Here is a 24,965-nt window from a genome sequence, read left to right on the forward strand (position 1 = left end):
GTGAGTAGGAAATGGCGGAAGTTTACATCCAGGATGGTGAAACTCTGGAAAGCGCGTTGCGGCGGTTCAAGCGCAAGGTGCAGCAGGAAGACATCATCAAAGAGATCAAGAAACACTCCTACTACATGAAGCCCGGCGAGAAGAAGCGCGTGAAGGCGGCATTGGCGCGCAAGCGCAACCGTAAGAAGCGCAACAAGGACATGGACTAACGGTCCAGTCGCGGCTTTAGAAACAGAAAAGGGGCGTCCCACGCGGGACGCCCCTTTTCGCTTGTGTGCGTGAGTTACTTGTTCGACTCGCGAATCATCTTCTTCATGTCGCTCTCGACTTCCTTGAAGCCGGCCGGAACGCCGAAGTTAGTCGCGTCGACGGCTCCGGCGGAGAACGAGGTCCATTCCGTCGTGATCTCCATCAGCGCCTGCGAGCCCGCGGCCTGCGGCTGCGCCGCCGGTTTGGGCTGGTCCGAGGCCGGAGGGGGATCCGCCTGCTTCTTCTTCTTGCCGAAGCCACCCAGCATGCCGCCCGCGGCGGCGCCGGCAAGGCCACCGAAGCGTCCGCCGGTGGCGCGACCCGCGGCCGCGCCGGCCGCGTCGGTCTGAGCGGATTGAGCCACTTCTCCAGCCGTGGGCGGCGGCGGGCCTTCCTGCTGAGGAGGCATTCCGCCGGGGCCCCCAATGCCCTGCATCTTCATGACCTGATAGACAGCGATGCCGTCCAGCTTGGAAGCTTCCTTCGCCAGTTGCGCCATGCCCTGGCCCATGCCGGGCTGCATCGACATCTGTGAGTACTTCATCGAATCCAGGTTATAGGCGAGTTTCTGCGCCATCAGCGTGTGGAACCGCTTCACTTCCTGGTAGCCGGGGATGTCCTTTGCCATCCACATGTCAGAGTCGAAGTTCACGTCGGCGGTTTGGCCGGACTTCTTATCTTTCGTCTGCATCGTCAGTTTCAGGAGTGTCTCCTGGGCGTTCAGCCCGCTGACGACCTTCACCTGGCCGGTCTTCTGGACATCCATCTTGAAGCTCATTTCGGCGTCAGGAGCCTGCTGGCCCCGCCCGGCCATCCGTTTCTGCATGGCCTCCATCGCCTGGCCGAACTCGGCGAATGTCATGACCGAGTATGTCTTCTTGTCCAGATTGACATCCGTCATGGCCTCTTTGTCCAGATCGATGATGTGGATGTTGTGGGGGGACACCGTCGCCATGCGGTTGCCCTTCAGGTAGATGGTACTCGTCGTGGGTTCCAGGGCCTTGCCTCCGCCAGGAACCATTCTCATCATCCGGGTCAAGCTTCCGCCGGTGATCTGGGTCTTCTGCTCGTAGGTGAAATCCGCCCAGAGTGGACACAGCAGCAAACTACCGGACAGAACAAGGCTTGCGCCTGCAAATCGCATTCAATTCCTCCTCTGCACAGCGTAGAAGAATCCCCGCTGCTATACAATAGCGTTCACTGGAGCTTCACTTTGCCATCCGAACTAGTTGTCCGGCCCACCCTCAAGCGAGCTAAGTTCTCAGCCGCCGTTTGCGTTCTGTTCCTCATCCTCGTGATCTGGTTTTGGCGAAAGATGGTGCCCGATGCCGCACCCTGGATAGTGATAGTAGGCGTGCTTCCGTTTCTTGCGCCACTGTTCAGTTGGCTGGACTCCACGCGCACTGAACTGACCCTGGAAGGCGGTGTAGTGCGATACCGTCATGGGCTGATGAACCAGACGACCCGGGCGCTGGATTTGAAGAAGCTGCAGGATGTCCGCGTGGAACGCTCGCTGACGCAGCGTTTGTGGGGCGTGGGCACGCTCGTGCTGGAAACGGCCAACGAGTCGGGCCGCATCACTGTGAATGATATTGACGACGCGCAGCGCGTGGCCGATCGCATCATGACTGCCTGCCGAACAGAAGGAAACACGACACAGAATGTCTGAAAGTCTGAAGGGTAAGATCGCCCTGGTAACGGGCGCCTCCCGCGGCCTGGGCCGCGCCATGGCTATCGCGCTGGCGGGTGCGGGTGTCCGCGTCGCGCTGGTAGGCCGCGATGCGGCCAAGCTGGAAGAGACAGCGGCGGCCTGCGGTGAGGGTGCCTTGATTTTCCCGTGCGACGTCACGAAAGAGGACGAGATCGCGCAATTGGAGAAGGGCGTCTCCGAATCGTTGGGCAAGGTGCAGATCCTGATCAACAACGCCGGCGTGAATCTACGCAAGCCGGTGACGGAGTTCACCCTGCAGGAATGGAACTGGGTGATGGATACGAACCTCACCAGCGCCTTCCTGTGTGCGCGCGCCTTCGTGCCGCACATGAAGGGCACCGGCTACGGGCGCATCATCAACATGACTTCCATCATGAGTCATGTCTCGCTGCCGGGACGCTGCGCCTATTCCGCTTCGAAGACAGGACTGCTGGGCCTGACGCGGGCGCTGGCGATGGAGTTGGCCGGTGAAGGCGTCACGGTGAACGGCATCAGTCCGGGGCCGTTCGCGACGGAGATGAACACGCCACTGATGAGCAATCCCGAGGCGAACGCGCAGTTCCTGTCGAAGATTCCGGTGGGCCAATGGGGCGAGCCGGCCGATATCGGAACCCTGGCGGTCTATCTGTGCTCTCCGGAAGCGCGGTTCATCACCGGGACGGACATCGTTATCGATGGAGGCTGGCTGGCGCAATGAAGCGGCGCGTATTCCTGGCGGCCGGCGCGGCTGGACTGGCCGCCGCATGCAGGCGCAGCGGGAAACGCCGGATTGCCGTGATCCCCAAAGGGACGTCCCATCTTTTCTGGGTTTCAGTCCAGGCGGGGGCACTGGCCGCAGGGAAGCAGTTCAACGTCGAGATCCTGTGGAACGGGCCGGCGACCGAGACCGATTTCAATCGCCAGATCCAGATCATCGATGCGATGATCGCCCAGCGAGTGGACGGCATCGCCGTGGCGGTGAGCGAGCGGCAAGCGCTGGCGGGACCGATCGACCGCGCCGTGGCCGCGGGCATCCCGGTGACCGTCTTCGATTCCGGCGTCGACACGCAGAGCTACATGTCCTATGTCGGAACGGACAATGTGCTGGCTGGGCGGATGGCGGCCCGAAAACTGGCCGAGATCCTGGGCGGCAAGGGCAAAGTAGCCGTGGTTCTGCACATGCCGGGCAGCTTGTCCACGATGGATCGTGAGACGGGCTTCAAGGATGAAGTCGAGAGGAAGTTTCCGGGGCTCAAGATTGTGGCCGAGCAGTTCGGCATGTCGGACCGGGCCAAGTCACGGGCGGCGGCCGAGAACATCCTGGCGGCCCACCCGGATCTAGACGCCTTCTTCACGTCGACGGAGCCCAGCGCGACTGGTACGATTCTGGCGTTGAAGAGCCGGGATCTGCAGAAGAAGGTGAAACTGGTGACGGTGGATTCCAGTGATAACCTCGTGGAGGAGATGCGGGCCGGGGTATTGAGCGCCATGATTGCGCAGGATCCCTTCGGGATGGCATTTCAAACGGTGAAGACCCTGGTGGATAAGCTGGACGGCAAACAACCGCCCAAGCGCATCGACCTGGAACCGATTGTGATCACAGCGCCGGATCTGGATAAGCCGGAAGTGCAACAATTGCTGAAACCGGACATCCGGAAATACCTGTAGAGAAGGCGCATGAATCAGGACACCCGCTTCTTTGGCCACCCGGCCGGCTTGTCGACGCTGTTTTTCACTGAGCTATGGGAGCGGTTTGGCTACTATGGCATGCGTGCGCTGCTGGTCTTGTTCATGACCGCAGCCGCCTCGGCCGGCGGCATGGGCATGAGCACGACAACGGCGTTCGCCATCTACGGTCTATACACTGCAAGCGTGTACGGATTCAGCCTGCCTGGAGGCTGGCTGGCCGACCGCATTCTGGGCCAGCGCCGCGCCGTGATGTACGGCGGGCTGATTATCTCGGCCGGGTATTTCATGCTTGCAGTGCCGAATGAGTCCGTCTTCTTCCTGGGCCTGCCCTTGATCGTGCTTGGTACCGGCCTGCTGAAACCGAATATCTCGACGATTGTCGGACAGATCTACCGGCCGGGCGACCCACGCACGGACGCCGGATTTTCGATCTTCTACATGGGGATCAATATCGGCGCTACGGTGTCGCCATTGATCTGCGGATATGTGGGTGAACGGATCAACTGGCATTACGGCTTCGGCCTGGCCGGTGTCGGCATGCTCTGCGGAGTACTGACTTTCTGGATGGGCCGGCACCGTCTGGGTGAGGCAGGCATACATCCCGTGGCTCCGCCGACGCCGGAGATCGGACAGCAGTGGCGCCGGCAATTTCAGTATTCCGTGGCCGGGCTGGTGGTCGCGGCCGCCGTGCTCGCATTTCTGCACTTGAGCGGCACGATGCCCCTGGATGCGGAACGGCTGGTGAATGCGGCCGGAGTTCTACTGGCCATCATCACGCTTGGGCTGTTCGGTTGGATGTTCTTCGGCGGAGACTGGACCCCTGCGGAGCGCAAGCGGCTGATGGTGATCATCGTCTTGTTCTGCGGCTCGTCACTCTATTGGGCGGCCTTTGAACAGGCGGGTTCGTCGTTCAATGTCTTCGCGAAGCAGAATACGGAAAGAGTGCTCTTCGGGTTTGACTTCCCGGCGAGTTGGTTTCAGTCGTTGAACGCGGGTTTCATCATCTGTTTTGCGGCGGCGTTCGCGTGGCTCTGGCTGAAGATGGGTGACCGGCAGCCCTCCTCTGTCATGAAGTTCGCACTTTCGCTATTCTTCGCCACAGGCACTTTTGTCGTGATGATGCTGGCCGCCCAGCGGGCCGGCGCCGGCGGACGGGTCAGCCCCATGTGGTTGGTGGTGACCTATTTGCTGCAGACCCTGGGCGAGCTTCTGCTCAGTCCGGTGGGCCTGGGTGCGATGACCCGGTTGGCGCCCAAACGGGTAGCCGGCCTGATGATGGGTGTCTGGTTTCTCTCGATCTCGATGGGCAACTATCTGGCCGGCAAGACGGCCTCAATTTACGGCAGCCTGCCGCCCTTCGACCTGTTCCGTACCCTCGGCATCATCATGCTGGTGGCGGCCGTGATCCTCGCATTCATCGCCCGCCCTGTTTCGAAGCTGATCGACGACGTAAAATAAAACGATGGCCGACAAAAAGCCGAAGGCGGCGGAGAAGCTGCCGTCCGCCGACGCGCAACCGTTCGAACAATCCATCAGTGAACTCGAAGCGGTGGTGCGCCAACTGGAGAGCGCGGAACTGCCTTTGGAGCAGGCCCTGGAACTCTTTGAAAAGGGGATGCTTCTCAGTGATTCCTGCCGTAAGCAACTGACGGCGGCCGAGACGCGGGTAGAGATCCTCATGAAGAAGGGCGAGGACTTTGAGGCCGTGCCTTTCGATCCGGAAGAAGAATGACGCTTGCTGAACTGAGTCTGAAGGAATATCTGGTCGAGCAGACGAAGCTGATCGACCAGGAGTTGGACCGGCTGGTGCCGGCCGAAGATGTGGCCCCCTCGACCATCCACAAGGCGATGCGATACTCGCTGTTCGCCGGCGGGAAGAGGATCCGGCCGATCCTGTGCCTGGAAGCCGCGAGGAGCATCGCGGGCCACGATGTGGAGGGGGCGGTGACCGTGGCGTGTCCCCTGGAACTGATCCACACCTATTCACTGATCCACGACGACCTGCCAGCCCTGGACAATGACGACTTACGCCGCGGCCGGCCCACTTCCCACAAGGTATTTGGGGAGGCGATGGCGATTCTGGCCGGGGATTCGCTGCTGACGTTTGCGTTTGAGGTCCTGGGGCGGCTTGGCAATGCGCGCCTGGTGGCCGAACTGGCTTCGGCTTCCGGTACCGTGCGGGGCATGATCGCCGGCCAGGTGCACGACATTGAAGGCGAGAATCAGGCACCCACGGCGGAACTGCTGGACCAGATTCATCGGGCGAAGACCGGGGCGCTGCTGCGCTGCTCGCTGCGGCTGGGCGCCATCCATGCGGGCGCGACGGAGGATCAACTGGCGTCGATCTCGGCTTATGGAGAGCATATCGGACTCGCCTTCCAGATCGTCGACGACATACTGGACGTGACCCAGACGAGCGAGGAACTGGGGAAGACGGCCGGCAAGGATGCCGAGCAGCACAAGATCACCTTTCCAGCCGTATACGGCCTGGACGCTTCCCAGCACATGGCGGAGGAGCAGCGGGGCTTGGCGCACGCCGCGCTGGAGCAGTTCGGCGGCAGCGCCCGGCGGCTGCACGAACTGGCCGATCTCATCGTCGACCGCAACTCATGAAGCAGCCCAGGCAGCGCATCGACCAGTTGTTATGCGATCGCGGCCTGGTCGAATCCAAGGACAGGGCGCACGCCATGCTGCTGGCCGGCGCAGTGATGGTGAACGGGCAGCGCGTGGACAAGGCCGGAGCGCTGGTCTCCACCGGCGCAGTGATCGAGCTGATTGCGCGGATGCCCTGGGTAAGCCGAGGCGCCTACAAACTGCTGGGTGCATTGGATCACTGGAAGATCGATGTGACGGGCCGTGTGTGCCTGGATGTCGGGTCCTCCACCGGCGGATTCACCGACGTATTGCTGAATCGAGGCGCGGCCCGGGTACACTGCATCGACGTCGGGACCGGCCAGTTGGATTGGAAGCTGCGCAACGACCCGCGGGTGGTGGTCCACGAGGGAGTGAACGCCCGGTTCCTGGAGCCCTCGGTCACAGGCGAACTCGCGGAATTGGCGGTCTGCGACGTCAGCTTCATATCGGTTACACTCATCCTTCCGGCCCTGAAGCCGATGCTCACCGCGCCGCGTGAGTTCGTTATCCTAGTCAAACCACAGTTCGAGGTGGGCCGTGACCAGGTAGGACGGGGTGGGATCGTGCGCGATCCGGCCCTGCACCAGGCCTCAGTGGAGCGGGTCCGTTCCGCTGCCGCGATGCTGGACTTTGAGACGGAAGTAATTGAAAGTCCCGTACTGGGCGCTGAGGGAAATAAGGAGTTCCTGCTGCATGGAACCGATTCGCACGGTCGGCATCATCTCGAAGCCTGAGGTCAAACAGGCCGAGCAGCTTGTGCCCGCCCTGCTGGCGTGGCTCGACTCGCACGGCGTTGGCTATCGGGTGGATCTGGCGACCCAGCAGTATTCCTCGAAAGATCTGCCGACAGTTTCGCGTGAAGAGGTTCCGGATGGCTGCCAACTGGTGATCGTCCTGGGCGGCGACGGCACGCTGCTTTCGGCGGCGCGGGCGATCGCAGGACGGGAAATCCCCCTCTTTGCCGTGAACCTGGGCGGGCTCGGTTTCCTCACTGCCATCTCGACCGAGGAGCTTTTCCCCGAACTGGAGCGCGCGCTCCGCAATGAACACCGGATTGCCAAGCGCCGCATGCTGTCCTGCGAAGTGCAGCGCCACGGCGACGTGGTCGCGCATTACGAAGCCCTGAACGACGTCGTGATCACCAAGGTGAACATCGCCCGCATGATCGACCTGGTGTGCAATGTGGATGCCCACTTTGTCTGCCGCTACAAGGCCGACGGGCTGATTCTGTCGACCCCCACCGGTTCCACCGCCTACTCGCTCAGCGCCGGCGGTCCCATCGTTTTCCCCTCAGTGGGCGCGTTGTGCATTACGCCCATCTGCCCTCACACGCTGACCAACCGGCCCGTCCTGGTGTCGGATGCGAGCGTAATCCAGATATTGAACCTGGCTTCCGACGACGTGGCTTACCTCACGATCGACGGCCAAGTAGGAGAGCCGCTTAAAGAACAGGACCGAGTGATCTGCCGTAGCAGCCAACATGCCCTGTCGCTGATCAGGCCGCCGCGGATGCTATTTTTTGATGTACTGCGACAGAAACTCAAGTGGGGTGAACGTTGAAAAAGCTCTCTCTGACCAGCTGGATCTTTATCGCCATGGCGCTGGGCATCGCCGTGGGACACTTCTTTCCGGATGTCGGGAAACAGCTCACGCCTGTTTCCAACATCTTCATCCGCATGATCAAGTCGATCATTGCGCCGCTGCTGTTCGCCACCCTAGTGGTGGGCATTGCCGGGTCTGGTTCCGCCAAGGCGATGGGCCGCATCGGAGCCAAGGCGATTATCTACTTCGAGATTGTGACCACCATGGCGCTGGTGGTGGGGCTGATGTTCGTGAACCTGCTGAAGCCGGGTGTGGGCGTGGCGCTGCAGGCCGGCGCGCCGGATCCGAATCTGCCCACGACGCACCTGACGTTCGCCTCGATTCTGGAGCACACCTTCCCGAACTCCATCTTCGATTCGATGGCCAAGGGGGAAGTGCTGCAGATGGTGGTGTTCTGCTTCCTGTTCGGCACCGCATGCACGGCCCTGGGGGCACGGGCGGAGCCGGTTGTGAAGTTCCTGCAGTCGCTGGCCGAGATCATGTTCGAGTACACGAAGTACGTGATGTACCTGGCGCCCTTCGGCGTGGGCGCGGCCATGGCGGCGACCATCGGCAACAAGGGCATCAATGTCCTGGGCAACCTGGGCAAGCTGGTGCTGACGCTCTACGGGGCGCTGGCCTTCTTCGTGATCGTTGTCCTGGGCCTGGTGATCGTGATCACACGCATCCCGGCGCGGCGGTTCTGGCATTGGGTGAAGGAGCCGTACATCCTGGCTTTCTCGACGGCATCGAGCGAAGCTGCCCTGCCCATGGCTCTGGAGAACATGCAGCGCTTCGGAGTGCCGAAGCACATCGTGGCGTTTGTGCTGCCCACAGGGTATAGCTTCAACCTGGATGGCTCGACACTTTACCTGTCGCTGGCCTCTGTGTTTGTGGCCCAGGCGGCGGGTGTCGACATGCCTCTGTCGCAGCAGATCATGATGATGCTGACGCTGATGCTGACTTCGAAGGGTGTGGCTGCCGTGCCGCGCGCCTCCCTGATTGTGCTGGCCGGCACGCTGGCCACGTTCAAGCTGCCGGTGGAGGGCATCGCGATCATCCTCGGCGTCGATACGCTGATGGACATGGCACGCACCTCGGTAAACCTGCTGGGCAATTGCCTGGCGAGCGCCGTGGTGGCGCGCTGGGAAGGCTACGACCTGTCGCAGCCGCCCGCTGAACTGGAAGTGGAACCGGCTGTTCACTAGGCCGGTAGGGAGGCTGGAGCCATGATGCTCGGAGCGGTGACGTACAACGTCCTGAAGGATTGGGATCTCGAAACCGTCATTACGCGGTTGGAGGAGGCCGGCTTCGAAGCTGTCGAACTCCGCACCACGCACAAGCATGGTGTGGAGCCCACCCTGACAGTGGATGAGCGGGCCAAGGTGCGGGCCCGCTTCGAGCGCAGCAAGGTGAGGCTGCTGAGCTTCGGCACGACCTGCGAATTCCACTCCGCCGACGAGGCGGTCCGCCGAAAGAATGTAGCGGACGGCAAGGCCTTCGTCGACCTGGCCCACGACACCGGAGCCTGGGGCGTGAAGGTGCGGCCCAACGGCTTTCCCAAGGAAGTGACCCGCGAGCAGACCATCCAGAACATCGGCGGCTGCCTGCGCGAGTTGGGCGAGTATGGGGCAGGAAAGGGCGTGGAGATCTGGCTGGAAGTGCATGGGTCCCAAACGCAGGTTCCGCCGGTGTGCGCGGCGATCATGCGCGCCACGAAGCACGACAGCGTGGGGCTGTGTTGGAACTCGAATCCAACGGATGTGATCGACGGCAGCGTGAAGCAGTCCTTTGAGCTGCTGAAACCCTGGATCAAGAGCTGCCACATCAATGACCTGGTCAACGAGCAGTACCCCTGGCGCGAGTTGTTCACGCTGCTGCGGCAGGCTAAGTTCGAGCGCTACACCCTGATGGAAGTAGCCGAAAGTAAAGAGCCCGAGCGGTTCCTCCGCTATTACCGGGCGTTGTGGAAGGAGTTGAATCGCGGATGAGGATTTGGGCGCGTTTGTGGTGGGTGACAGTTCTACTGGCTTCCACCCTGCTGGCTGAGCCGCCTTCGCCGGAGACCTTCTTCGGGCACAAGATGGGCGCGGACCGTACCGTTCTCGACTGGTCGAAGGTGGTGGATTACTTCCAGGCCCTGGAAAAGGGCAGCGACCGCGTCAGGTTCCGGGAGTACGGGCGAAGCACGGAAGGCCGCCCCATGGTGATGGCCGTTATCAGCGCTCCTGAGACCCTGAAACGCCTCGACCGCTACCGGGAAATCCAGAACAAGCTGTCGGATCCCCGCGCTACTTCGGCTGAGGAAATGCGCAAGCTCGCGGGCGAAGGTAAGGTGGTGGTGCTCATCACCTGCAGCGTCCATGCCACTGAGATCGCCTCCACTCACGCCGCTGTCGAGTTCGCCCACCGGATGGCCACCTCCGACGACGCCAGGATCCAGGGAATCCTGAATAACGTCATCCTGTTGCTGGCGCCCTCGATCAACCCGGACGGCCTGGACATCGTCACCAACTGGTACCGGAAGACGCTGAATACGCCGTTCGAAGGCACGAGCCCGCCGGAGCTCTACCAGAAGTATGTCGGCCATGACAACAACCGCGACTGGTACATCTTTTCGCAGTCCGAGACGCGCGCGGTGGTGAGCCAGCTTCACAACGTCTGGCATCCGCAGATTGTTTACGACGTGCACCAGATGGGACCCACCGGGGCCAGGATGTTCGTTCCGCCGTGGCTGGATCCAATTGAGCCCAATATCGATCCGCTCATCGCACAGCAGTGCAACATGGTGGGGATGGTCATGGCGGCCGACCTGACCGCCGCGGGGCGCAAAGGTGTGGCTGTGAACGCGGTCTACGATTTCTGGACTCCGGCACGGCACTACCAGAGCTACCACGGCGGGCTGCGGATCCTGAGCGAATCGGCGAGTGTGAGAATCGCATCGCCCGTCAACATCAAGGCGGAGCAGATCTCCAATCTAGCCCTGGGGTTCAATCCGCGGGAGAAGTCGTGGAACTACCTGGAGCCCTGGATGGGCGGGGACTGGAAGCTGCGCGACATCATCGACGACCAGTTGATCGCCATGGAGAGCCTGCTGAATACAGCCGCGCTCAGGCGCGAGGATTTCCTGAAGAACTTCTACGCGATCAACCAGCGGGCGGCGCAGCGGCGGGCTCCGTATTCGTTTGTGCTGCCGCCTACACAGGCGGATCCGGGTGCGGCCAGGAAGCTGCTTGAGACCTTGGAGTTCGGCGGAGTGGAGATAGAGAAGGCGGCCGAGGCGTTCCAGGTGGGTTCGAAGTCCTATCCGGCGGGGACGTTTGTGGTGAAGATGCAGCAGCCTTGGTCTGGGTTTGCGAAGGCGCTGCTGGAGCGCCAGAAGTATCCGGATCTGCGGGTATACCCGGGAGGCCCTCCACGGCGTCCCTACGACGTCACGGCGCAGACTTTGCCGCTGTTGATGGGTGTGCAGGTGGACACCATAGACGATCAGTTCCAGGCCAACCTGGCGGCTGTGAAGGATTTCCGATTCCCTGCGCAGGGGCTGAGCGGAAGCGATAGCGATTCCTGGAAGAAAGTGAACCAGGCGTGGAAGGCGGGTACTCCGGTGTGGCGCAATATGCAGACCGGGGAGTTCTCCCTGGGTGCCCGGCGCGCCGGGTTTACTCCCCTGAAGCGGCCAAAGGTCGGGCTCTACAAGTCGTATGTGCCGTCCATGGACGAAGGCTGGACGCGCTGGCTGGTGGAGCAATTCGGCTGGGAGTACTCGAGTGTCAGCAATTCAGAGATAAAGGGCGGCAAGCTGAACGACAGGTACGACGTCATCCTGTTTGCCGACCAGTCGCCGGGCTCGATCCAGAGCGGCTACCGGCAGGGCTCGATGCCGGAAGAGTACACCGGCGGGCTGGGTGCCGAAGGCGCCGAGTCATTGAAGCAGTTCGTGGAGGCGGGCGGCCGGCTGGTGTTCCTGAACGACTCCACAGAGTACGCCGTGGAGCAGTTGGGCGTCAAAGCGAAGAATGCCTTGAAGGGCGTCTCGAACCGCGATTTCTATTGTCCCGGTTCGTTGCTGAATGTGAAGCTGGAGCCCGGTTCGCCGCTGGGTTTGGGCCTCCCCCCGGAGTTCACGATTTGGAACGAGCAGAGCCCGGTGTGGGAGCCAGAGGAGGCTTCCGCAAAGGCTGTTGTGAAGTATGCTTCCGCTCCGGTGTTGGCCTCGGGCTGGCTGCTGGGGGAGAAGTATCTGGCCGGGAAGCCCGCGTTGCTGGACGTGGCGCAGGGCAAGGGCCACATCTTCCTGTTTGGCATGCGGCCTCAATACCGGGCGCAGAGCTGGCTCACCCTGAAGCTGCTGTTCAACGCGATGGCTTACTGAAGACGGAGAACGCGTTGAGGAACGTATTGGCGTGGGCTTCGGCCGTGCGCTCCAAGGGGTTCGAGTAGCCACCGCCCAGGGTGATCACGAAGGGGATGCCGGCCGCGTGGACGGCCCGCATCACTATCCCGTCGCGTGCCGAGAGGCCGGCGAGGGAGAGGTTCAGACGGCCCAGCGTGTCGGTGTCCAGGGCGTCGACACCCGACTGGTAGAAAATGATCTCCGGACGGAATTCCAGCACCCTCGGCAGGACCTCATCAAGGGTTCTGAGGTACTCTTCATCTCCGGTGCCATCCGGCAGTGCAAGGTCGATCCGGCTGCGCTGCTTGCGGAACGGGAAGTTCTTTTCGCCGTGAATCGAGAGCGTGAACACATCCTCGTCGCCTTCGAAGATGAGGGCGGTGCCGTCTCCTTGATGGACGTCGAGATCGACGATGGCGGCGCGGCGGAGGCGGCCTTCCTTGCGCAGAGACTGGATCGCCACGGCCATGTCGTTGAAGACGCAGTAGCCCGAGCCCTCTGCGCGGAACGCATGGTGGGTGCCCCCGGCCAGGTTGCCGCCCCAGCCGCGTTCCAGGGCGTCGTTGGATGCACTAAGCGTGCCTCCAACGCTGGCGAGGGAGCGCAGAACGAGGGCAGGGGACCAGGGGAAACCGATACGCCGGATGGCGGCAGGGGGCAGGGAACCGTCGACGATCTGCTGAACGTAGGCTGCATCGTGGGCGAGCGCCACGACTTCGGCCGTGGCCGGCTCAGCGCACTGGAAGGTGAAGACCCCGGTACGCTCGAGCCGGTCCCGGACCATACGGTACTTGGGCATCGGGAACTTGTGTCCCCGCGGCAGTTCAATGGCGTAATGATCGCAATAGAAGAGCCGAGGCAAGCAGCTATTTCTTCGTCAAGTCTCGAACCCAGATGTCCTTGAACTGCATGTGGCCATCGCCGCCGGAGTGCAACTGGAGAGCAATGGTGCCCTGGATAAACGGGGCGCGCGGATCAGTGAAGTCGACCATCTGGACGCCGTTCAAACGCGACGTGTAGTGGTTGCCTTCCACTGTGACCAGCATTTCATTCCAGTCGGTCTGGCGAACGACGGTTTCGTTCTGGGGGGAGGGCCAAACGATCCAGGCGCGGCCAAAGCCGTACACGCCGGCTGTGTGTTGACCGATGCGGCAGTCGATCTCAAACTGGGCGCCCTGGCTGACATCGGCGGTGCCAGGTTTGAACTTGGTGTGGAAATAGACGCCGGAATTGCCGGAGCCCACGCACTTGAAGCGCAGGGAAAGCTGGAAGTCCTTGTAGTCGCGGAGCGTCTCGAGGTAGCCGTAGCTCTTGTTCACGGCTTTACCGGTCAGGATGCCGTCCTCCGAGGTCCACTGCTGCCCGCCTACACTATTCCAGTTGGCGACATCTTTGCCGTTGTAAAGCTGAATCCAGTCCTCGCCAGGGGGCTTTGTACCGGCGGGTAGCTGCGCGAACACAGTGGTCGCGGAGAAGGCTAACAGGAGAAGCGCACTCTTCATAGAAGACAGGATAGCGTTGATGCCACCGTGCCGGGAATCGGTTTTATGAAAGTGCTGCCTCAATCGCGTTGGCAATGGTGTGGGCGCGGTGCGAGACGCGCTCCAGCGTGGGGCCTTCGACCATTACGCGGGCCAGGGGCTCAGTTCCGGAAAAGCGAACGAGCACCCGGCCGGCATCGCCGAACTCCGCCTCGGTGGATTGGATCTCGGCCTGTACGGAAGGTAGCTCCTCCAGCGGGCGCTTGTGCTTGAAGCGCACATTGACGAGCTTCTGCGGGTAAACCGTGAAGCCTTCGGCGAGTTCGTCGAGCCCGCGCTGTTGCTGGGCCGCAATCTCGAAGATGCGCAGCGCTGTGAGCAAACCGTCTCCCGTAGTGGCGTAGTCGCGGAAGATCACGTGGCCGCTCTGTTCTCCACCCAGGTTGAGGCCGCTGCGCAGCATCTCTTCGATCACATAACGGTCGCCGACCGCGGTACGCACCAGTTTTAGGCCATCTTTCTCGAGAGCGCGTTCCAGGCCCAGGTTGGACATGACCGTAGCCACTACGGCCGCCGGACGCATCTGCCGGGCGGCGATGAGCAGGGCATGGTCGCCATCAATGACCCGGCCGGTGCCGGAGACCAGCATGCAGCGGTCCGCATCGCCGTCGAAGGCTGCTCCGAAGTGTGCGCCTTCCGACAGAACGCGATCGCGCAGGGCATCTACATGCAGCGCGCCGCAGTCCTTGTTGATGTTTTTCCCGTCGGGTGTGCAGCCGGTGGCGACCACGTCGGCGCCCAACATCCGGAACAATTCGGGACCGATGTAGCTCGCCGCTCCATTGGCGCAGTCGAGCACGATCCTGTAGCCCTTCAGGGACGCGTGGAAGGTGGAGGCGAGGTAATCGAGATAGTGCCGGTCGTAAGCGGGGTCGACGGTCTGGACCAGTCGCTTTGGTTCAGGATTCTGGGCGAGGATCGCGAAGATGCGCTCTTCCATCTGGCGCTCTTCCTGGTCGGGCAGCTTGAAGCCGGAGTGATCGAAGGCCTTCAGCCCGTTGTCCTCATATGGGTTGTGCGAGGCGGAGATCATGACACCGGCCACGAAATCCTCGGTCCGGGTGAGGTAGGCAACGCCGGGGGTCGTAGTCAGGCCTGCGAAGCAGACCTGGGCTCCGGCATGGGCCAGGCCGCCGGCCAATGTTTCGGCCAGCCACGGACCCGATTCTCTTGTATCCATACCGATGACCACGCGAGGAGTCGCGTGGTGGGCCACCCACTCGCCCAAGGCGGCTCCGAATGCGAACACGGTGGGTTCATCAAGCGGCGGTTTGCCGGCTACGCCGCGGATTCCGTCCGTGCCAAACAGTTTTCTGGACATTTCTTATCCCTTGCTCCGATTATTTTGGTGCCAGCGTGACGTGGATGGTGACGGCGGGCGAGGTGGTGAAGTTCACCTGTGCGTCGCCGGAGTATGCGGTGCTGGCGGCGTTGCCCTTGGCGTCCAGCATGCGCAGATCCACCGCGTCTGTGAGTACTTCCTGGATGTGCCGGACCCTGCTTTGGGGGCCGATCACGGTTAGTTTCGCCGGACTCACCTCGGCGGATTTCACCTGCATCCCCTCGGGGATGTTCTCAAATTGAGGTTTGACGGGGACGTCGCGCGAACTGCGCGTCTCCATTCGGATTTGCAGTTGTGCCGGCACCGCCCGCTCCAGGGTCACGCCCGCCGGAAGGTTGACGTTGCGGCGGTCGAGCGTAAACGTCCGCTGGCCCGGAGTGCGCACCTCGCTCAGGTCCACGATCAAAGGCATTGCAGACGGCGAGAGCCGCGAGAGCAGGGGGGACGGGCCACGCAGGACCAGATGGACCTGCTCCATGATGTCGGAGCTGATTTCCAGATTCTTCGGAATGTTCCGGTACTGGACAGGCACGGTGATCGACGTAGTGAGCTCCCGTGCGCCTGTGACTACGAGCCAAATCACAAATGCAGCACCCAGTGACGCGAGCTTCCAGCCCAGGTTTCTCGTAATCGGCTTCATCAATGTCTGGTGACCTCGCGGGAGGAGCCTGCTGCCGTGGTCGCCACGAAACGCGGGGAGGCGCCCGTGGCCCGGCCCAGGCGCTGGGCCACGCGTTCAATGGGGATGTCCATCTCGAGGTCGCCGAGGGCGGCAATGGAAACCGTGCCGCGCTCCTCGCTGACGACGATGGCCAGGCAGTCGGCCTCTTCGGTCACGCCGATAGCCGCGCGATGGCGAGTGCCCAGCTTGCGTGAAAGTTCAGGGTTCATCGTGAGCGGCAGGAAGCAGGCTCCAGCCGCCAGGCGGCCACCCTGCACGATCACAGCACCGTCGTGCATCGCCCCGCCGGGCTGGAAGATGGCGAGAAGCAAGTCCCTCGTGACGCGGGCGTCGACAGGCACACCGCTTTCAATAAACGTCCGCAGGCCGATGTCGCGTTCGACCACGATGAGTGCCCCGATTTTGTGGGCCGCGAGGTGCGCAATGGCCAGCAGGATCTCATCCGTGACCTCGCGAGTCTCCAGCCTCGACCCGAAGCCGACCCAACGGCGCTCACCGATGCGGGCGAGCAGCCGGCGAATCTCACTCTGAAACATGACGATCACCGCGAAGGCGGTATAGGGGGCAAGGGTTTCAAGAATTGAGCGGAGAACCGTCAAACCCGCAAAAACTGAAACGACGTAGATGAGGAGGACGACGCCTATCCCCGATAGGATGTGCGCGGCGCGGCGGCCGCGAATCAGCATCACGGCCTGGTATAGCAGCAACGCAACCAGCAGGATGTCCAACGCAGCCGCCGGCGTGAGCCGTGGCATCGTGTCCATGAACTGGTCGAGCATGGCCCGCAAAATAGTGGTCCTCCGTGAAACCGCGCCTGCAGTCAGCGCTTACTCTTCAGTCTACCTGATCGCTTTCCAGATCGATTTTACAAACCTCGGCTCGATCTCGGCCGTCCTATCGTCAAGAATGGTCCACGGACTGGCAACTGTAGTGATCTTTATGTTCGCCGTTGCTTGCCTGCGGGCGCAGCAGGATCCATCCCCTCGTCCGTTGATCCGGTCCGTCGTGGAGCAGTATGCGCGCAATACCGGCAGCCTGCAGGACTTCCGGTTTGTGCGCCGCGTGGCGCGAGCAGAACTGGACCCCAGCGGCAACCAGAAAGCCTGGACGGCCTCCACCAGCAAGGCCGATTTTGAGGAAGGTGTCCGCGCCACCTGGTTGATTGCCCGCGACGACCGTCCCCTGACGGCGAATGAACAGCGGAAGGAGGAGTGGGAGGCACGCCGCGCGGCCCGCGAATGGCGTGGGAAAACTCTTGCTCAGCGCAAGGAGATCGAAGAGAAACGCAGCCGGAAGGCGCGCACCGAGCGCGAGTTTCTGCTGGAGCTGCCGGAAGCCCTGGAGTTCCGCAGCCGGCCGGTGGAGATTCGCAACGGCAGGGCAACTCTCGTCTTTGATTTCGAGCCGCGGCCCGGCTACGCACCCAAGTCGCGAGAGGCGCACGTTTTCGAAGGTACCCGCGGCACCATGTGGGTAGACCGGGAAGACAGGCAGTTGGTAAGCCTGCACGCGGAGACGTTTCGCGAAGTGACCATGGGCCTGTTTCTGGCCAGCGTGGACCGGGGGTCCCGGATCGACCTGAATCAGGTCCGGCTCGAGTCCGGCGCCTGGGTGCCGCTGAACCAGACGGTCCGTTACGCGGCCCGGATTCTCTTCAGGAATCTGAAACGCCAGGTGGAGACCCAGTATCGCGACTTCGAACCTTACTCCGGTCCGGTCTGGCGCGGCGACTAGCCGGTTTTAGGCGGACTTCAACTCCGTCCAGAGGCGATCTCTCATCCGCTGGGCCTGCGAGGCCAAAGGCGCAAACCATTCGCCCCTGGCCAGCGTTTCCGCATCGGGATAGAGAGTATTCAGGCCGCTGATCGCACTGGGAATCCGCGCCCTCGCCGCGGCGTTGGCTGTCGCCGTCCGGGAGTAGGTCACAATGCCGGCCGCGACGTCCGCGCGCAGCAGATAGTCCAGAAACTGGTGTGCGAGGTCGGCGCGGCTGGACTCACGCAGAAGGGCAGCGCAGTCGGCGTACAAAGCATAGCCCTCGGCGGGGTAGACATACCGGAGGTGCGGCGCCGCATCGATGGCCTGCTGAGCCGTGGTGGCCCAAATCTGGCAAGCCGCGACGTCACCTGCCACGATCTGGTCCCGCACCTCGGCGTTCAGATAGGCGCGGAGCAATGGTTTCTGGTGGAGCGCTTCCTGCAGGGCGGAACGCAGGTCCTCGTCCGAGCTGGAGTTCAACGATCGTCCCAGCTTCTTCAGGGCCGCCCCGAAGACCTCAGCCGGATCGTCGAGCATCGTCATTCGCCCCTGAAACCGGGTAGTCCAGAGCTCCGCCCACTTCTGCGGAGCCGGCCCTGAGTGCGTGTTGAAGAGGATGCCGCTGGAGCCCCACATGTACGGCATGCTCCAGCGTAGGTCCGGGTCCCATTCCGGTTTTTGAAAGATCTTGTCCAGGTTTTCCAGATGCTTGAGCCGGGAATGATCCAGCGGAGCCAGCAGCGCCATCTCCCGCATGGGGCCGATGAAGTAGTTGGAGGGAAAGACTAGATCCCAGCCGGAGTTGCCGGTCATGACCCGTGCCAGCATCTCCTCGTTGCTCTCGTAAATGGCGTAGCGGACCTGGATGCCCGTCTCGGCTTCAAACGCAGGAAGTGTCTTCTCGCCGACGTAGTTCGACCAGTTGAAGACGTTGAGCCGCAGTCGGTTGCCGCGGCTGCAGCCCGCCGCTCCCGCCAGGCCAAGGAAGAACAGGGTCCTGCGGCGGGAAATCATGACTCTTTCAGCCGCTCCGAGGCGAGAATCATCGCGCCCAGCGCCAGTACGATGATGGTGGAGATTGCGTTCACAACCGGGTTGGCTCCGCGCCGCGCGATGGCGTAAAGGACCATGGGCAGCGTCTCGGAATCCACTCCGGCCACCATCGATGTGATGACGTAGTCGTCGAAGGAAATCGTGAAGGCCAGCAGCGCCGCGGAGACTATGGCCGGCATCAGATTGGGTAGGGTGACATGGCAGAACGCCTGCCACTCTGTCGCGCCCAGGTCAACGGCCGCTTCTTCCAGTGAGTTGTCGAAGGTGCGCAGCCGTGCCAGGACGACAATCACCACGAAGGAGATACAGAACGAAACGTGGGCCAGGATCACCGTATGTAGCCCCAGGTGGATGTTGAGGAAACGGAAGATCCATTGAAAGAGGGCCAGCAGCGAGATGCCCGCCACGATCTCGGGCGTCACCAGGGACAGCGACAGGCTCATCGTGATGATGGGGGCGTCCTTCTTCCACAAGGCATGCGCGCAGAGGGTTCCGATGACAGCCGCCGCCGCCGTTGCTACCGCGGCGATGAGCAGGCTGTTGGCTGTCGCTTCGATGAGTTGCTGGTCCTCAAACGCTGCGCGGTACCAGCGGAGAGAGAAGCCCTCCCACAGGGTGAACCGCGAGCTGTTGACGCTGAACACCGCCAGCACCAGTAGAGGCAAATGCAGGAACGCGTAGATCGCCGTAGCCGCCAAGGGGAGCATTCGTTTCAAAGCAGGGGCTCTCCCTTTCGCCGCACCTGAATCCACAGCAGCAGCATCACCAGCGCCATCAGGGCCAGCGAAATGGCGGAGCCGAAAGGCCAATCCCGCGAGTTGGAAAACTGGTTCTGGATCAGCGTGCCAATCAGGATGGTGCGGCCGCCGCCCAGCAGGTCCGGCGTGAGGTAGGCCCCCAGGCAGGGGATGAAAACCAGGATCGCACCGGCGCGAATGCCTGGTGCCGAAAGCGGCAGCATCACGCGGAGCATCCCCTGAGATGGACGGGCTCCCAGGTCGGCCGCGGCTTCGAGCAGCGATGGGTCCAGTCTCTCCAGGGTCGAGAACAAAGGCAGGACCATGAACGGCAGGTATCCATAAACCAGCCCCAGAATCACCGCCCACCAGTTGTACAGCAGGGGCAATGGTTCATGGATCACGCCCATCGCCTGCAGTGTTGTGTTGATGAGGCCGGTGTCGCGAAGCAGGAACATCCAGGCGTATGTGCGGACCAGGAAACTCGTCCAGAAGGGCAGCATCACCAGCGAGAGATACAGGTTCTTCCGCGTACCGGATCTCGAAATGAACAGGGCCAGGGGGAAGCCTAGAATGACGCAGATCAAGGTGGAGACTCCGGCCACCAGGAAAGAGCGCCCCACAATCCCCAGGTAGAGCGGGTCCAGCACTCGCAGCCAGTTTTCGCCGGTAAAGGGTGGCATGGTGCCGCCGTAAGCGCCTCGCGTCATGCAGGCATAGACCAGCAGGATGCAGAGGGGCACCGCGAACAGCAGCAGCAGGATGCCGGCTGTCGGAAGCAGGAACAGCAGCCGCAGGCGTTTCATGACGGCTCGCAGCGAATCTCGTCGTGCCTGCCCCAGAAGACATGCACCGCCTGCCCACGCTCGTACGGGCAGTCTTCCCGCGAAACCTCGGCTACGATGGTCTGTCCCTCGTTGGTCCTGGTTTCGATGTGCAGGCAATTGCCGAGGAACATGAGTTCCTGCACCGTGGCACTGACACTGCGGATGCCTTCCTCCCGAGGCTGCTCGGTGGCCAACCGTGTGGATTCGGGCCGGACTCCAACTCCATTCACCCAGTTCACAGCGCCCAGGAAGCCAGCCGCGAACCGCGTGCGCGGCGTGAGATACAGCTCCCGCGGCGTGCCCAACTGCTCCAGCTTTCCTTTGTACAGCAGGGCGATGCGGTCAGAGACGGAAAGGGCCTCCTCCTGGTCATGTGTAATGAAGATGAACGTGATGCCCACCCGGCGCTGGAGTGCCTTCAGCTCGGTCCTTACCTGCTTGCGGAGATTGGGGTCCAGGGCGGAAAGCGGTTCGTCCAGCAACAGGACATCCGGCCTGAGCACCAGGGATCGGGCCAGGGCGACGCGCTGTTTCTCCCCACCGCTCAACTGAGCCGGCTTGCGGTCCTGCTTTCCGTCCAACTGCATCATCTCGATGCATTCGCGGACACTCTCCCTGGCATCGGCACGCGGGTTGTAGCGCAGCCCGAACTCGATGTTCTGCCGGACCGTGAGATGTGGGAACAGGGCGTAGTTCTGGAAGACCGTGGAGACCTTCCGCGCATGCGGAGGCAGTGCGGCCTGGGGCTCACCGCGCAGCAGGATTTCTCCGCGGCTCGGAGCCTCGAAGCCTGCAATCAGGCGCAAGGTCGTCGTCTTGCCGCAGCCTGACGGGCCAAGCAGGGAAAAGAACTCACCCTCATCGATCGCAAGAGACAAATCGTCCAGTGCGACGTGGTTTGGAAAGTGCTTTGAGAGTCCGTGCAGCTCCAGAACATGGCCCATGGCTTTCACAGCATGGTAGCGCGAATGCCGCGGCACGCGACGAGGGCCGGTGTCAGGCGATGATGACGGCTGTGCCCGCGGCGGTAACCATCAACATGCCGCCGCCGTGGCTGGTCGAGATCGTCTCGTAGTCGAGATCCACCCCAATCACGGCGTTGCCGCCCATCTGGCGCGCCTGCTGGCACATCTCCTCAATGGCGATGTCCTTCGCCTTCCGGAGCTCCGCCTCATAGGACGCCGAGCGTCCGCCCACGATGTCACGGATACCGGCAAAGAAGTCTTTGAAGATGTTGGCGCCCAGGATTGCCTCGCCGCTGACGATTCCCAGATACTGGCGAATCTCCTTACCCTGGAGCGTGGAGGTGGTGACCACAAGCATATTGGACATTCAGTAAGGTATTTTGTTCACACTCGATCGCCAAATGGCAAACGGACGGTCGCCTTCGTCCGGCAGCAACCGCTGCGTCGGCAGGGACCGGTCCTTTTCATCAAGTGGGATCTGGACGTACAGGAAAGAATCATCGAACCCGGCTGCGGAGGCGTCGTCCTTGGACGCTGCGTAGTAGAGCGCATCGACCCTGGCCCAATAGATCGCGGAGAGGCACATGGGGCACGGTTCGCAGGACGCGAAGATGGTGCAGCCCCGCAGTTCAAAGGTGTTCAGCTTGCGGCAGGCTTCCCGGATCGCAACCACTTCCGCATGGGCCGTGGGGTCGTTGAGCGTGGTGACATGATTGGCGCCTTCGGCGAGAATCGTGCCGTCTTTGACAATCAGGGCCCCAAAGGGGCCGCCGCGCCCCAACTCGACGTTTTCAACGGCGAGCTGAATGGCGCGGCGGAGGAACTCTTCGTGCATAAGATTCGCGAGCGCGACGGCGCTCTCTGTGTTACTTGGTGAAGTGCTCTTCAGCCTTTTCCCAGTTCACCACACCCCACCAGTTGGTGATGTACTCCGGCCGGCGGTTCTGATACTTGAGGTAGTAGGCGTGCTCCCAGACATCGAGACCCAGCACGGCCGTCTTGCCTTCCATCAGCGGATTGTCCTGGTTCGGAGTCGAAACGATCTCGACGCCATCGCCGGACTTGATCAGCCAGGCCCAACCGGAGCCGAAACGCCCGACGGCCGCGGCCGCGAACTTCTCCTTGAAGGCATCAAACGTGCCGAACTTCGCGTCGATCGCGGCGGCGAGCTTGCCCACCGGGGCGCCGCCCTTGGCCGGCCCCATCACTTCCCAGAAGAAAGTGTGATTCCAGTGGCCGCCACCGTTGTTGCGCACGGCGGTGCGGATGGCTTCCGGCACGCCGGAAACACCGCTCGCCAACAGCTCTTCCAAGCTCTTCCCGGCCAGATCCGGAGCGGATTCCAGTGCCTTGTTCAGGTTGGTCACGTAAGCCTGATGATGCTTTCCGTGGTGGATCTCCATCGTCAGCTTGTCGATGTACGGCTCCAGCGCGTCGTGGGCATACGGAAGCGTCGGCAAAGTAAACGCCATTGTTTGTGAATCTCCTTCAACTATCCCAGATGATTGAAATGACTCAAAGGATGCGGCCCGATTCCAGGGAACCGGGCCGCATCCTTTGACTTCTGAATTTTAGAACGAATTGGCGGACTAGACGGCGAACCCGCCAGCCTGCTCGAAGGCCGAGGCCAGCCGAAACATGCCGGATTCGTCAAAGTGGCGCGTCAGAATCTGCATGCCCACCGGCAGCCCTTCGGCCGTGTTGCCGCAAGGCACGCTCATGCAAGGAATGCCCGCCAGGTCGCCGGTGATCGTGTAGATGTCGGACAGATACATCTGGATGGGATCGTCCAGTTTTTCGCCCAATTTGAAAGCCGGGAAGGGCGAAACCGGCGTCACCAGTGCATCCACCTGGGTGAAGGCCTGTTGAAAGTCGCGGGCGATGAGGGAGCGAACCTTCTGCGCCTTCAGGTAGTACGCGTCGTAATACCCCGAGCTGAGCACGTAGGTGCCGAGCATGATGCGCCGCTTGCACTCCGCCCCGAAGCCCTCACCCCGCGTCATTCGATACATGTCCTGCAATGTCTTCGCCTGGGCGGAGCGTCTGGTATAGCGGACGCCGTCATACCGCGCCAGGTTGGCGCTGGCCTCAGCAGTACAGATGATGTAGTAGCAGGCCACCGCGTAATCGGTGTGGGGCAGGCTGACGTCGACAATCTCGCAGCCCTGCTGTTTCAGCAGCTCAATGCCCTTGTGGATCTGGTCGCCGCTCTCGCTGTCGAGGTGGGCAAAATACTCTTTCGGCAGGCCGACACGCAGTCCGCGAACATCCTTGCCCAGGCTTTCGCGATAGTCGGGCACCGGTGCGAAGGCGCTGGTCGCATCCTTCGGATCCCGGCCGGCGATGGTTTGCAGCAGGATGGCCGCATCTTCCACATTCCGGGCGAACGGACCGATGTGATCCAGGGAACTGGCGAAGGCCACCAGGCCGTAGCGGGAGACCCGTCCGTAGGTGGGCGTCACTCCAACAACACCGCAGAAACTGGCCGGCTGCCGGATGCTGCCGCCGGTGTCGGATCCCAGCGAGACTGCCGCCGTCCCTTGAGCGACCACAGCCGCCGAGCCGCCGGAACTTCCGCCAGGCACCCTGTCGAGCGCAACTGGATTCCGTACTGGTCCGTACGCGGAATTCTCGTTCGACGACCCCATCGCGAACTCGTCACAATTCGCTTTGCCGATAATCACTCCGCCCGCCGCTTCGAGCCGTTGTACCGCCGTGGCATCGTAAGGAGGGATGAAGTGCTCCAGCATTTTGGAGCCGCAGGTGGTGCGCAGCCCCTTGGTGACGATGACATCCTTCACCGCGATCGGTACGCCCGCCAGCGCCCCTGGCGCCTCTCCGCGCGACAGCTTCTCGTCCACGGCTGAGGCCGTCTGCAGCGCCCGCTCTTCGCTGAACGTGAGGTAGGCGTTTGTCTTCGAATTCTCGCCCCGAGCGAAGGCCAGGGCTTCCTGAGTCAGCTCGGTGGCGCTGAATTGACGGTTCCGCAGGCCTTCCTGTATCCCGGAGATGGTGAGTTTGGCGATGTCCATTTCGATTGCACTTCCAACTTCTCGGTCGGTCTTCCGCGGCCGCTATCTCTCGATGATCTTCGGCACTTTGAACTGGCCCGCGCCGGACAACGGGGCGTTCGCCAGGGCGGCCTGATTGTCCAGGGACGGCTCAATCACGTCTTCGCGCAAGGTGTCCGTCTCTCCGGAATCATAGAGGACCTGAGCCATCGGCTCGACGCCGGTCACATCCAGTTCATTCAACTTATCGATGTGAGACAGAATGCCGTCCAGGTCATGAGCCATGCGGGCCGTCTCTTCCGCGCTGAGCTGCAGATTCGCCAGGTCGGCGACATACTTGACCTCTTGTTCCGTGATCTTCAAGACGCTTGTGCCTTTCTGCGGGAGTTCACATAAATGCGGCGCAGGACCGGATCGGCAATTCCATCGGCGTCATCCTTCGGCCGCAGCGCAGGCGCTGTCAGCGCGAAATTGGAGGGCGCTTCTTCCCGCTGTGGCGGACGCCGGGCCACCCCAATCCGAAACTCAATCCCTTTCGGCGCCGCGCCCTCCAGCAAATCGCTAAGATTCCTGAGGATCTGCTGCCGCAAGCCGTACAGATTGCGCTTCCACTGGTCGTCTTCCACCAGCACCACCAGATTGTTGCCCTGGATGGCCACGGCGCGCGTGCGTCCGGCCAGCCGCTTGCCGATGGCCGCGGGCCAGGCAGCCAGGGTCAACTCCTCTTGTGTGAAGTGTTTCTGGGCCGTTCTGATTCTGGCGATGATCCGCCCGGCTCGTTCCATTGCGGTGCTTTCCTGGAACGGTCAT

Annotated in this window: 29 protein-coding genes; 13 read left to right on the forward strand and 16 right to left on the reverse strand. The window is 62.1% G+C overall.

Features of this window, described 5'->3' with window-relative positions; genetic code table 11:
- Positions 1-11: 11 nt before the first annotated feature.
- The gene (gene rpsU / locus IRI77_RS34580; protein ID WP_194449478.1) at positions 12-209 is read left to right on the forward strand and encodes a 30S ribosomal protein S21; all 198 of its coding nucleotides are present in this window, start codon (positions 12-14) and stop codon (positions 207-209) included.
- Positions 210-283: 74 nt separating this feature from the next.
- On the opposite strand, the gene IRI77_RS34585 is transcribed toward rpsU, so the two are convergent.
- The gene (locus IRI77_RS34585; protein ID WP_194449479.1) at positions 284-1,393 is read right to left on the reverse strand and encodes a hypothetical protein; all 1,110 of its coding nucleotides are present in this window, start codon (positions 1,391-1,393) and stop codon (positions 284-286) included.
- A 210-nt stretch (positions 1,394-1,603) separates the two neighbouring features.
- Here IRI77_RS34585 and IRI77_RS34590 point away from each other — a divergent pair, with 210 nt between their 5' ends.
- Genes IRI77_RS34590 through IRI77_RS34640 form a run of 11 tightly spaced genes read left to right on the forward strand, consistent with a single transcriptional unit; the run spans position 1,604 to position 12,218 of the window.
- Positions 1,604-1,918 carry a PH domain-containing protein gene (locus IRI77_RS34590; RefSeq protein WP_194449480.1) on the forward strand — a complete coding sequence of 105 codons (315 nt, stop codon included), beginning with the start codon at positions 1,604-1,606 and terminating at the stop codon, positions 1,916-1,918.
- The gene (locus IRI77_RS34595) at positions 1,911-2,657 is read left to right on the forward strand and encodes an SDR family NAD(P)-dependent oxidoreductase (RefSeq protein WP_194449481.1); all 747 of its coding nucleotides are present in this window, start codon (positions 1,911-1,913) and stop codon (positions 2,655-2,657) included. Before IRI77_RS34590 ends, IRI77_RS34595 begins: the two co-directional genes overlap by 8 nt.
- Positions 2,654-3,607 carry a substrate-binding domain-containing protein gene (locus IRI77_RS34600; protein WP_194449482.1) on the forward strand — a complete coding sequence of 318 codons (954 nt, stop codon included), beginning with the start codon at positions 2,654-2,656 and terminating at the stop codon, positions 3,605-3,607. Before IRI77_RS34595 ends, IRI77_RS34600 begins: the two co-directional genes overlap by 4 nt.
- A 9-nt stretch (positions 3,608-3,616) precedes the next feature.
- Positions 3,617-5,086 (forward strand): peptide MFS transporter, encoded by a 1,470-nt coding sequence (locus tag IRI77_RS34605; protein WP_194449483.1) that lies wholly within the window; start codon positions 3,617-3,619, stop codon positions 5,084-5,086.
- 4 nt (positions 5,087-5,090) lie between these two features.
- Positions 5,091-5,360, forward strand: coding sequence for an exodeoxyribonuclease VII small subunit (xseB, locus tag IRI77_RS34610; RefSeq protein ID WP_194449484.1), 270 nt, complete (start codon positions 5,091-5,093; stop codon positions 5,358-5,360).
- Positions 5,357-6,241 carry a polyprenyl synthetase family protein gene (locus tag IRI77_RS34615; RefSeq protein ID WP_194449485.1) on the forward strand — a complete coding sequence of 295 codons (885 nt, stop codon included), beginning with the start codon at positions 5,357-5,359 and terminating at the stop codon, positions 6,239-6,241. Before xseB ends, IRI77_RS34615 begins: the two co-directional genes overlap by 4 nt.
- The gene (locus tag IRI77_RS34620; protein WP_194449486.1) at positions 6,238-6,996 is read left to right on the forward strand and encodes a TlyA family RNA methyltransferase; all 759 of its coding nucleotides are present in this window, start codon (positions 6,238-6,240) and stop codon (positions 6,994-6,996) included. Before IRI77_RS34615 ends, IRI77_RS34620 begins: the two co-directional genes overlap by 4 nt.
- Positions 6,956-7,822: an NAD(+)/NADH kinase gene (locus IRI77_RS34625; protein WP_194449487.1), complete on the forward strand. Its 867-nt coding sequence runs from the start codon at positions 6,956-6,958 to the stop codon at positions 7,820-7,822. Before IRI77_RS34620 ends, IRI77_RS34625 begins: the two co-directional genes overlap by 41 nt.
- Positions 7,819-9,051: a dicarboxylate/amino acid:cation symporter gene (locus IRI77_RS34630; protein ID WP_194449488.1), complete on the forward strand. Its 1,233-nt coding sequence runs from the start codon at positions 7,819-7,821 to the stop codon at positions 9,049-9,051. The genes IRI77_RS34625 and IRI77_RS34630 overlap by 4 nt, the downstream gene beginning before the upstream one ends.
- A gap of 21 nt (positions 9,052-9,072) precedes the next feature.
- Positions 9,073-9,834 (forward strand): sugar phosphate isomerase/epimerase family protein, encoded by a 762-nt coding sequence (locus IRI77_RS34635; RefSeq protein ID WP_194449489.1) that lies wholly within the window; start codon positions 9,073-9,075, stop codon positions 9,832-9,834.
- Entirely contained in the window at positions 9,831-12,218 is a 2,388-nt protein-coding gene (locus tag IRI77_RS34640; RefSeq protein WP_194449490.1) for a M14 family metallopeptidase, read from the forward strand. The genes IRI77_RS34635 and IRI77_RS34640 overlap by 4 nt, the downstream gene beginning before the upstream one ends.
- On the opposite strand, the gene IRI77_RS34645 is transcribed toward IRI77_RS34640, so the two are convergent.
- From IRI77_RS34645 to cdaA, 5 genes are all read right to left on the reverse strand, one after another.
- A complete protein-coding gene (locus IRI77_RS34645) occupies positions 12,199-13,038 on the reverse strand; it encodes a histone deacetylase family protein (RefSeq protein WP_194449491.1) in 840 nt (279 codons plus the stop codon). The two genes, IRI77_RS34640 and IRI77_RS34645, sit on opposite strands and share 20 nt — an antisense overlap.
- Positions 13,039-13,105: 67 nt before the next feature.
- The gene (locus tag IRI77_RS34650; RefSeq protein ID WP_194449492.1) at positions 13,106-13,741 is read right to left on the reverse strand and encodes a 3-keto-disaccharide hydrolase; all 636 of its coding nucleotides are present in this window, start codon (positions 13,739-13,741) and stop codon (positions 13,106-13,108) included.
- A gap of 43 nt (positions 13,742-13,784) precedes the next feature.
- Entirely contained in the window at positions 13,785-15,101 is a 1,317-nt protein-coding gene (glmM, locus tag IRI77_RS34655; RefSeq protein ID WP_194449493.1) for a phosphoglucosamine mutase, read from the reverse strand.
- Between the two features lie 19 nt (positions 15,102-15,120).
- A complete protein-coding gene (locus tag IRI77_RS34660) occupies positions 15,121-15,762 on the reverse strand; it encodes a CdaR family protein (RefSeq protein WP_194449494.1) in 642 nt (213 codons plus the stop codon).
- Entirely contained in the window at positions 15,762-16,583 is an 822-nt protein-coding gene (gene cdaA / locus IRI77_RS34665; protein ID WP_194449495.1) for a diadenylate cyclase CdaA, read from the reverse strand. The genes IRI77_RS34660 and cdaA overlap by 1 nt, the downstream gene beginning before the upstream one ends.
- Between cdaA and IRI77_RS34670 the strand changes: the two genes are divergently transcribed.
- Positions 16,582-17,538 (forward strand): hypothetical protein, encoded by a 957-nt coding sequence (locus tag IRI77_RS34670; RefSeq protein WP_194449496.1) that lies wholly within the window; start codon positions 16,582-16,584, stop codon positions 17,536-17,538. The two genes, cdaA and IRI77_RS34670, sit on opposite strands and share 2 nt — an antisense overlap.
- Before the next feature lie 6 nt (positions 17,539-17,544).
- Here IRI77_RS34670 and IRI77_RS34675 read toward each other — a convergent pair whose 3' ends face one another.
- The 10 genes from IRI77_RS34675 to IRI77_RS34720 form a co-directional block, all read right to left on the reverse strand.
- Positions 17,545-18,576: an ABC transporter substrate-binding protein gene (locus tag IRI77_RS34675; RefSeq protein WP_194449497.1), complete on the reverse strand. Its 1,032-nt coding sequence runs from the start codon at positions 18,574-18,576 to the stop codon at positions 17,545-17,547.
- A complete protein-coding gene (locus IRI77_RS34680; RefSeq protein ID WP_228486864.1) occupies positions 18,573-19,322 on the reverse strand; it encodes an ABC transporter permease in 750 nt (249 codons plus the stop codon). The genes IRI77_RS34675 and IRI77_RS34680 overlap by 4 nt, the downstream gene beginning before the upstream one ends.
- A 5-nt stretch (positions 19,323-19,327) precedes the next feature.
- Complete coding sequence (locus tag IRI77_RS34685; RefSeq protein ID WP_194449499.1) at positions 19,328-20,158, reverse strand: ABC transporter permease; 831 nt, start codon at positions 20,156-20,158, stop codon at positions 19,328-19,330.
- Positions 20,155-21,123: an ABC transporter ATP-binding protein gene (locus tag IRI77_RS34690; protein ID WP_194449500.1), complete on the reverse strand. Its 969-nt coding sequence runs from the start codon at positions 21,121-21,123 to the stop codon at positions 20,155-20,157. Before IRI77_RS34690 ends, IRI77_RS34685 begins: the two co-directional genes overlap by 4 nt.
- 52 nt (positions 21,124-21,175) lie before the next feature.
- Complete coding sequence (locus IRI77_RS34695; RefSeq protein ID WP_194453911.1) at positions 21,176-21,502, reverse strand: heavy metal-binding domain-containing protein; 327 nt, start codon at positions 21,500-21,502, stop codon at positions 21,176-21,178.
- A 9-nt stretch (positions 21,503-21,511) separates the two neighbouring features.
- Positions 21,512-21,979: a nucleoside deaminase gene (locus tag IRI77_RS34700; protein ID WP_194449501.1), complete on the reverse strand. Its 468-nt coding sequence runs from the start codon at positions 21,977-21,979 to the stop codon at positions 21,512-21,514.
- Positions 21,980-22,010: 31 nt separating this feature from the next.
- A complete protein-coding gene (locus IRI77_RS34705; protein ID WP_194449502.1) occupies positions 22,011-22,616 on the reverse strand; it encodes a superoxide dismutase in 606 nt (201 codons plus the stop codon).
- Positions 22,617-22,733: 117 nt separating this feature from the next.
- Complete coding sequence (gatA, locus tag IRI77_RS34710; RefSeq protein ID WP_194449503.1) at positions 22,734-24,176, reverse strand: Asp-tRNA(Asn)/Glu-tRNA(Gln) amidotransferase subunit GatA; 1,443 nt, start codon at positions 24,174-24,176, stop codon at positions 22,734-22,736.
- Between the two features lie 42 nt (positions 24,177-24,218).
- Complete coding sequence (gatC, locus tag IRI77_RS34715) at positions 24,219-24,518, reverse strand: Asp-tRNA(Asn)/Glu-tRNA(Gln) amidotransferase subunit GatC (protein WP_194449504.1); 300 nt, start codon at positions 24,516-24,518, stop codon at positions 24,219-24,221.
- The gene (locus IRI77_RS34720; RefSeq protein ID WP_194449505.1) at positions 24,515-24,940 is read right to left on the reverse strand and encodes a DciA family protein; all 426 of its coding nucleotides are present in this window, start codon (positions 24,938-24,940) and stop codon (positions 24,515-24,517) included. The genes gatC and IRI77_RS34720 overlap by 4 nt, the downstream gene beginning before the upstream one ends.
- Positions 24,941-24,965 lie beyond the last annotated feature (25 nt).

The sequence above is a fragment of the Paludibaculum fermentans genome, assembly GCF_015277775.1.
GTDB classification, from domain to species: domain Bacteria; phylum Acidobacteriota; class Terriglobia; order Bryobacterales; family Bryobacteraceae; genus Paludibaculum; species Paludibaculum fermentans.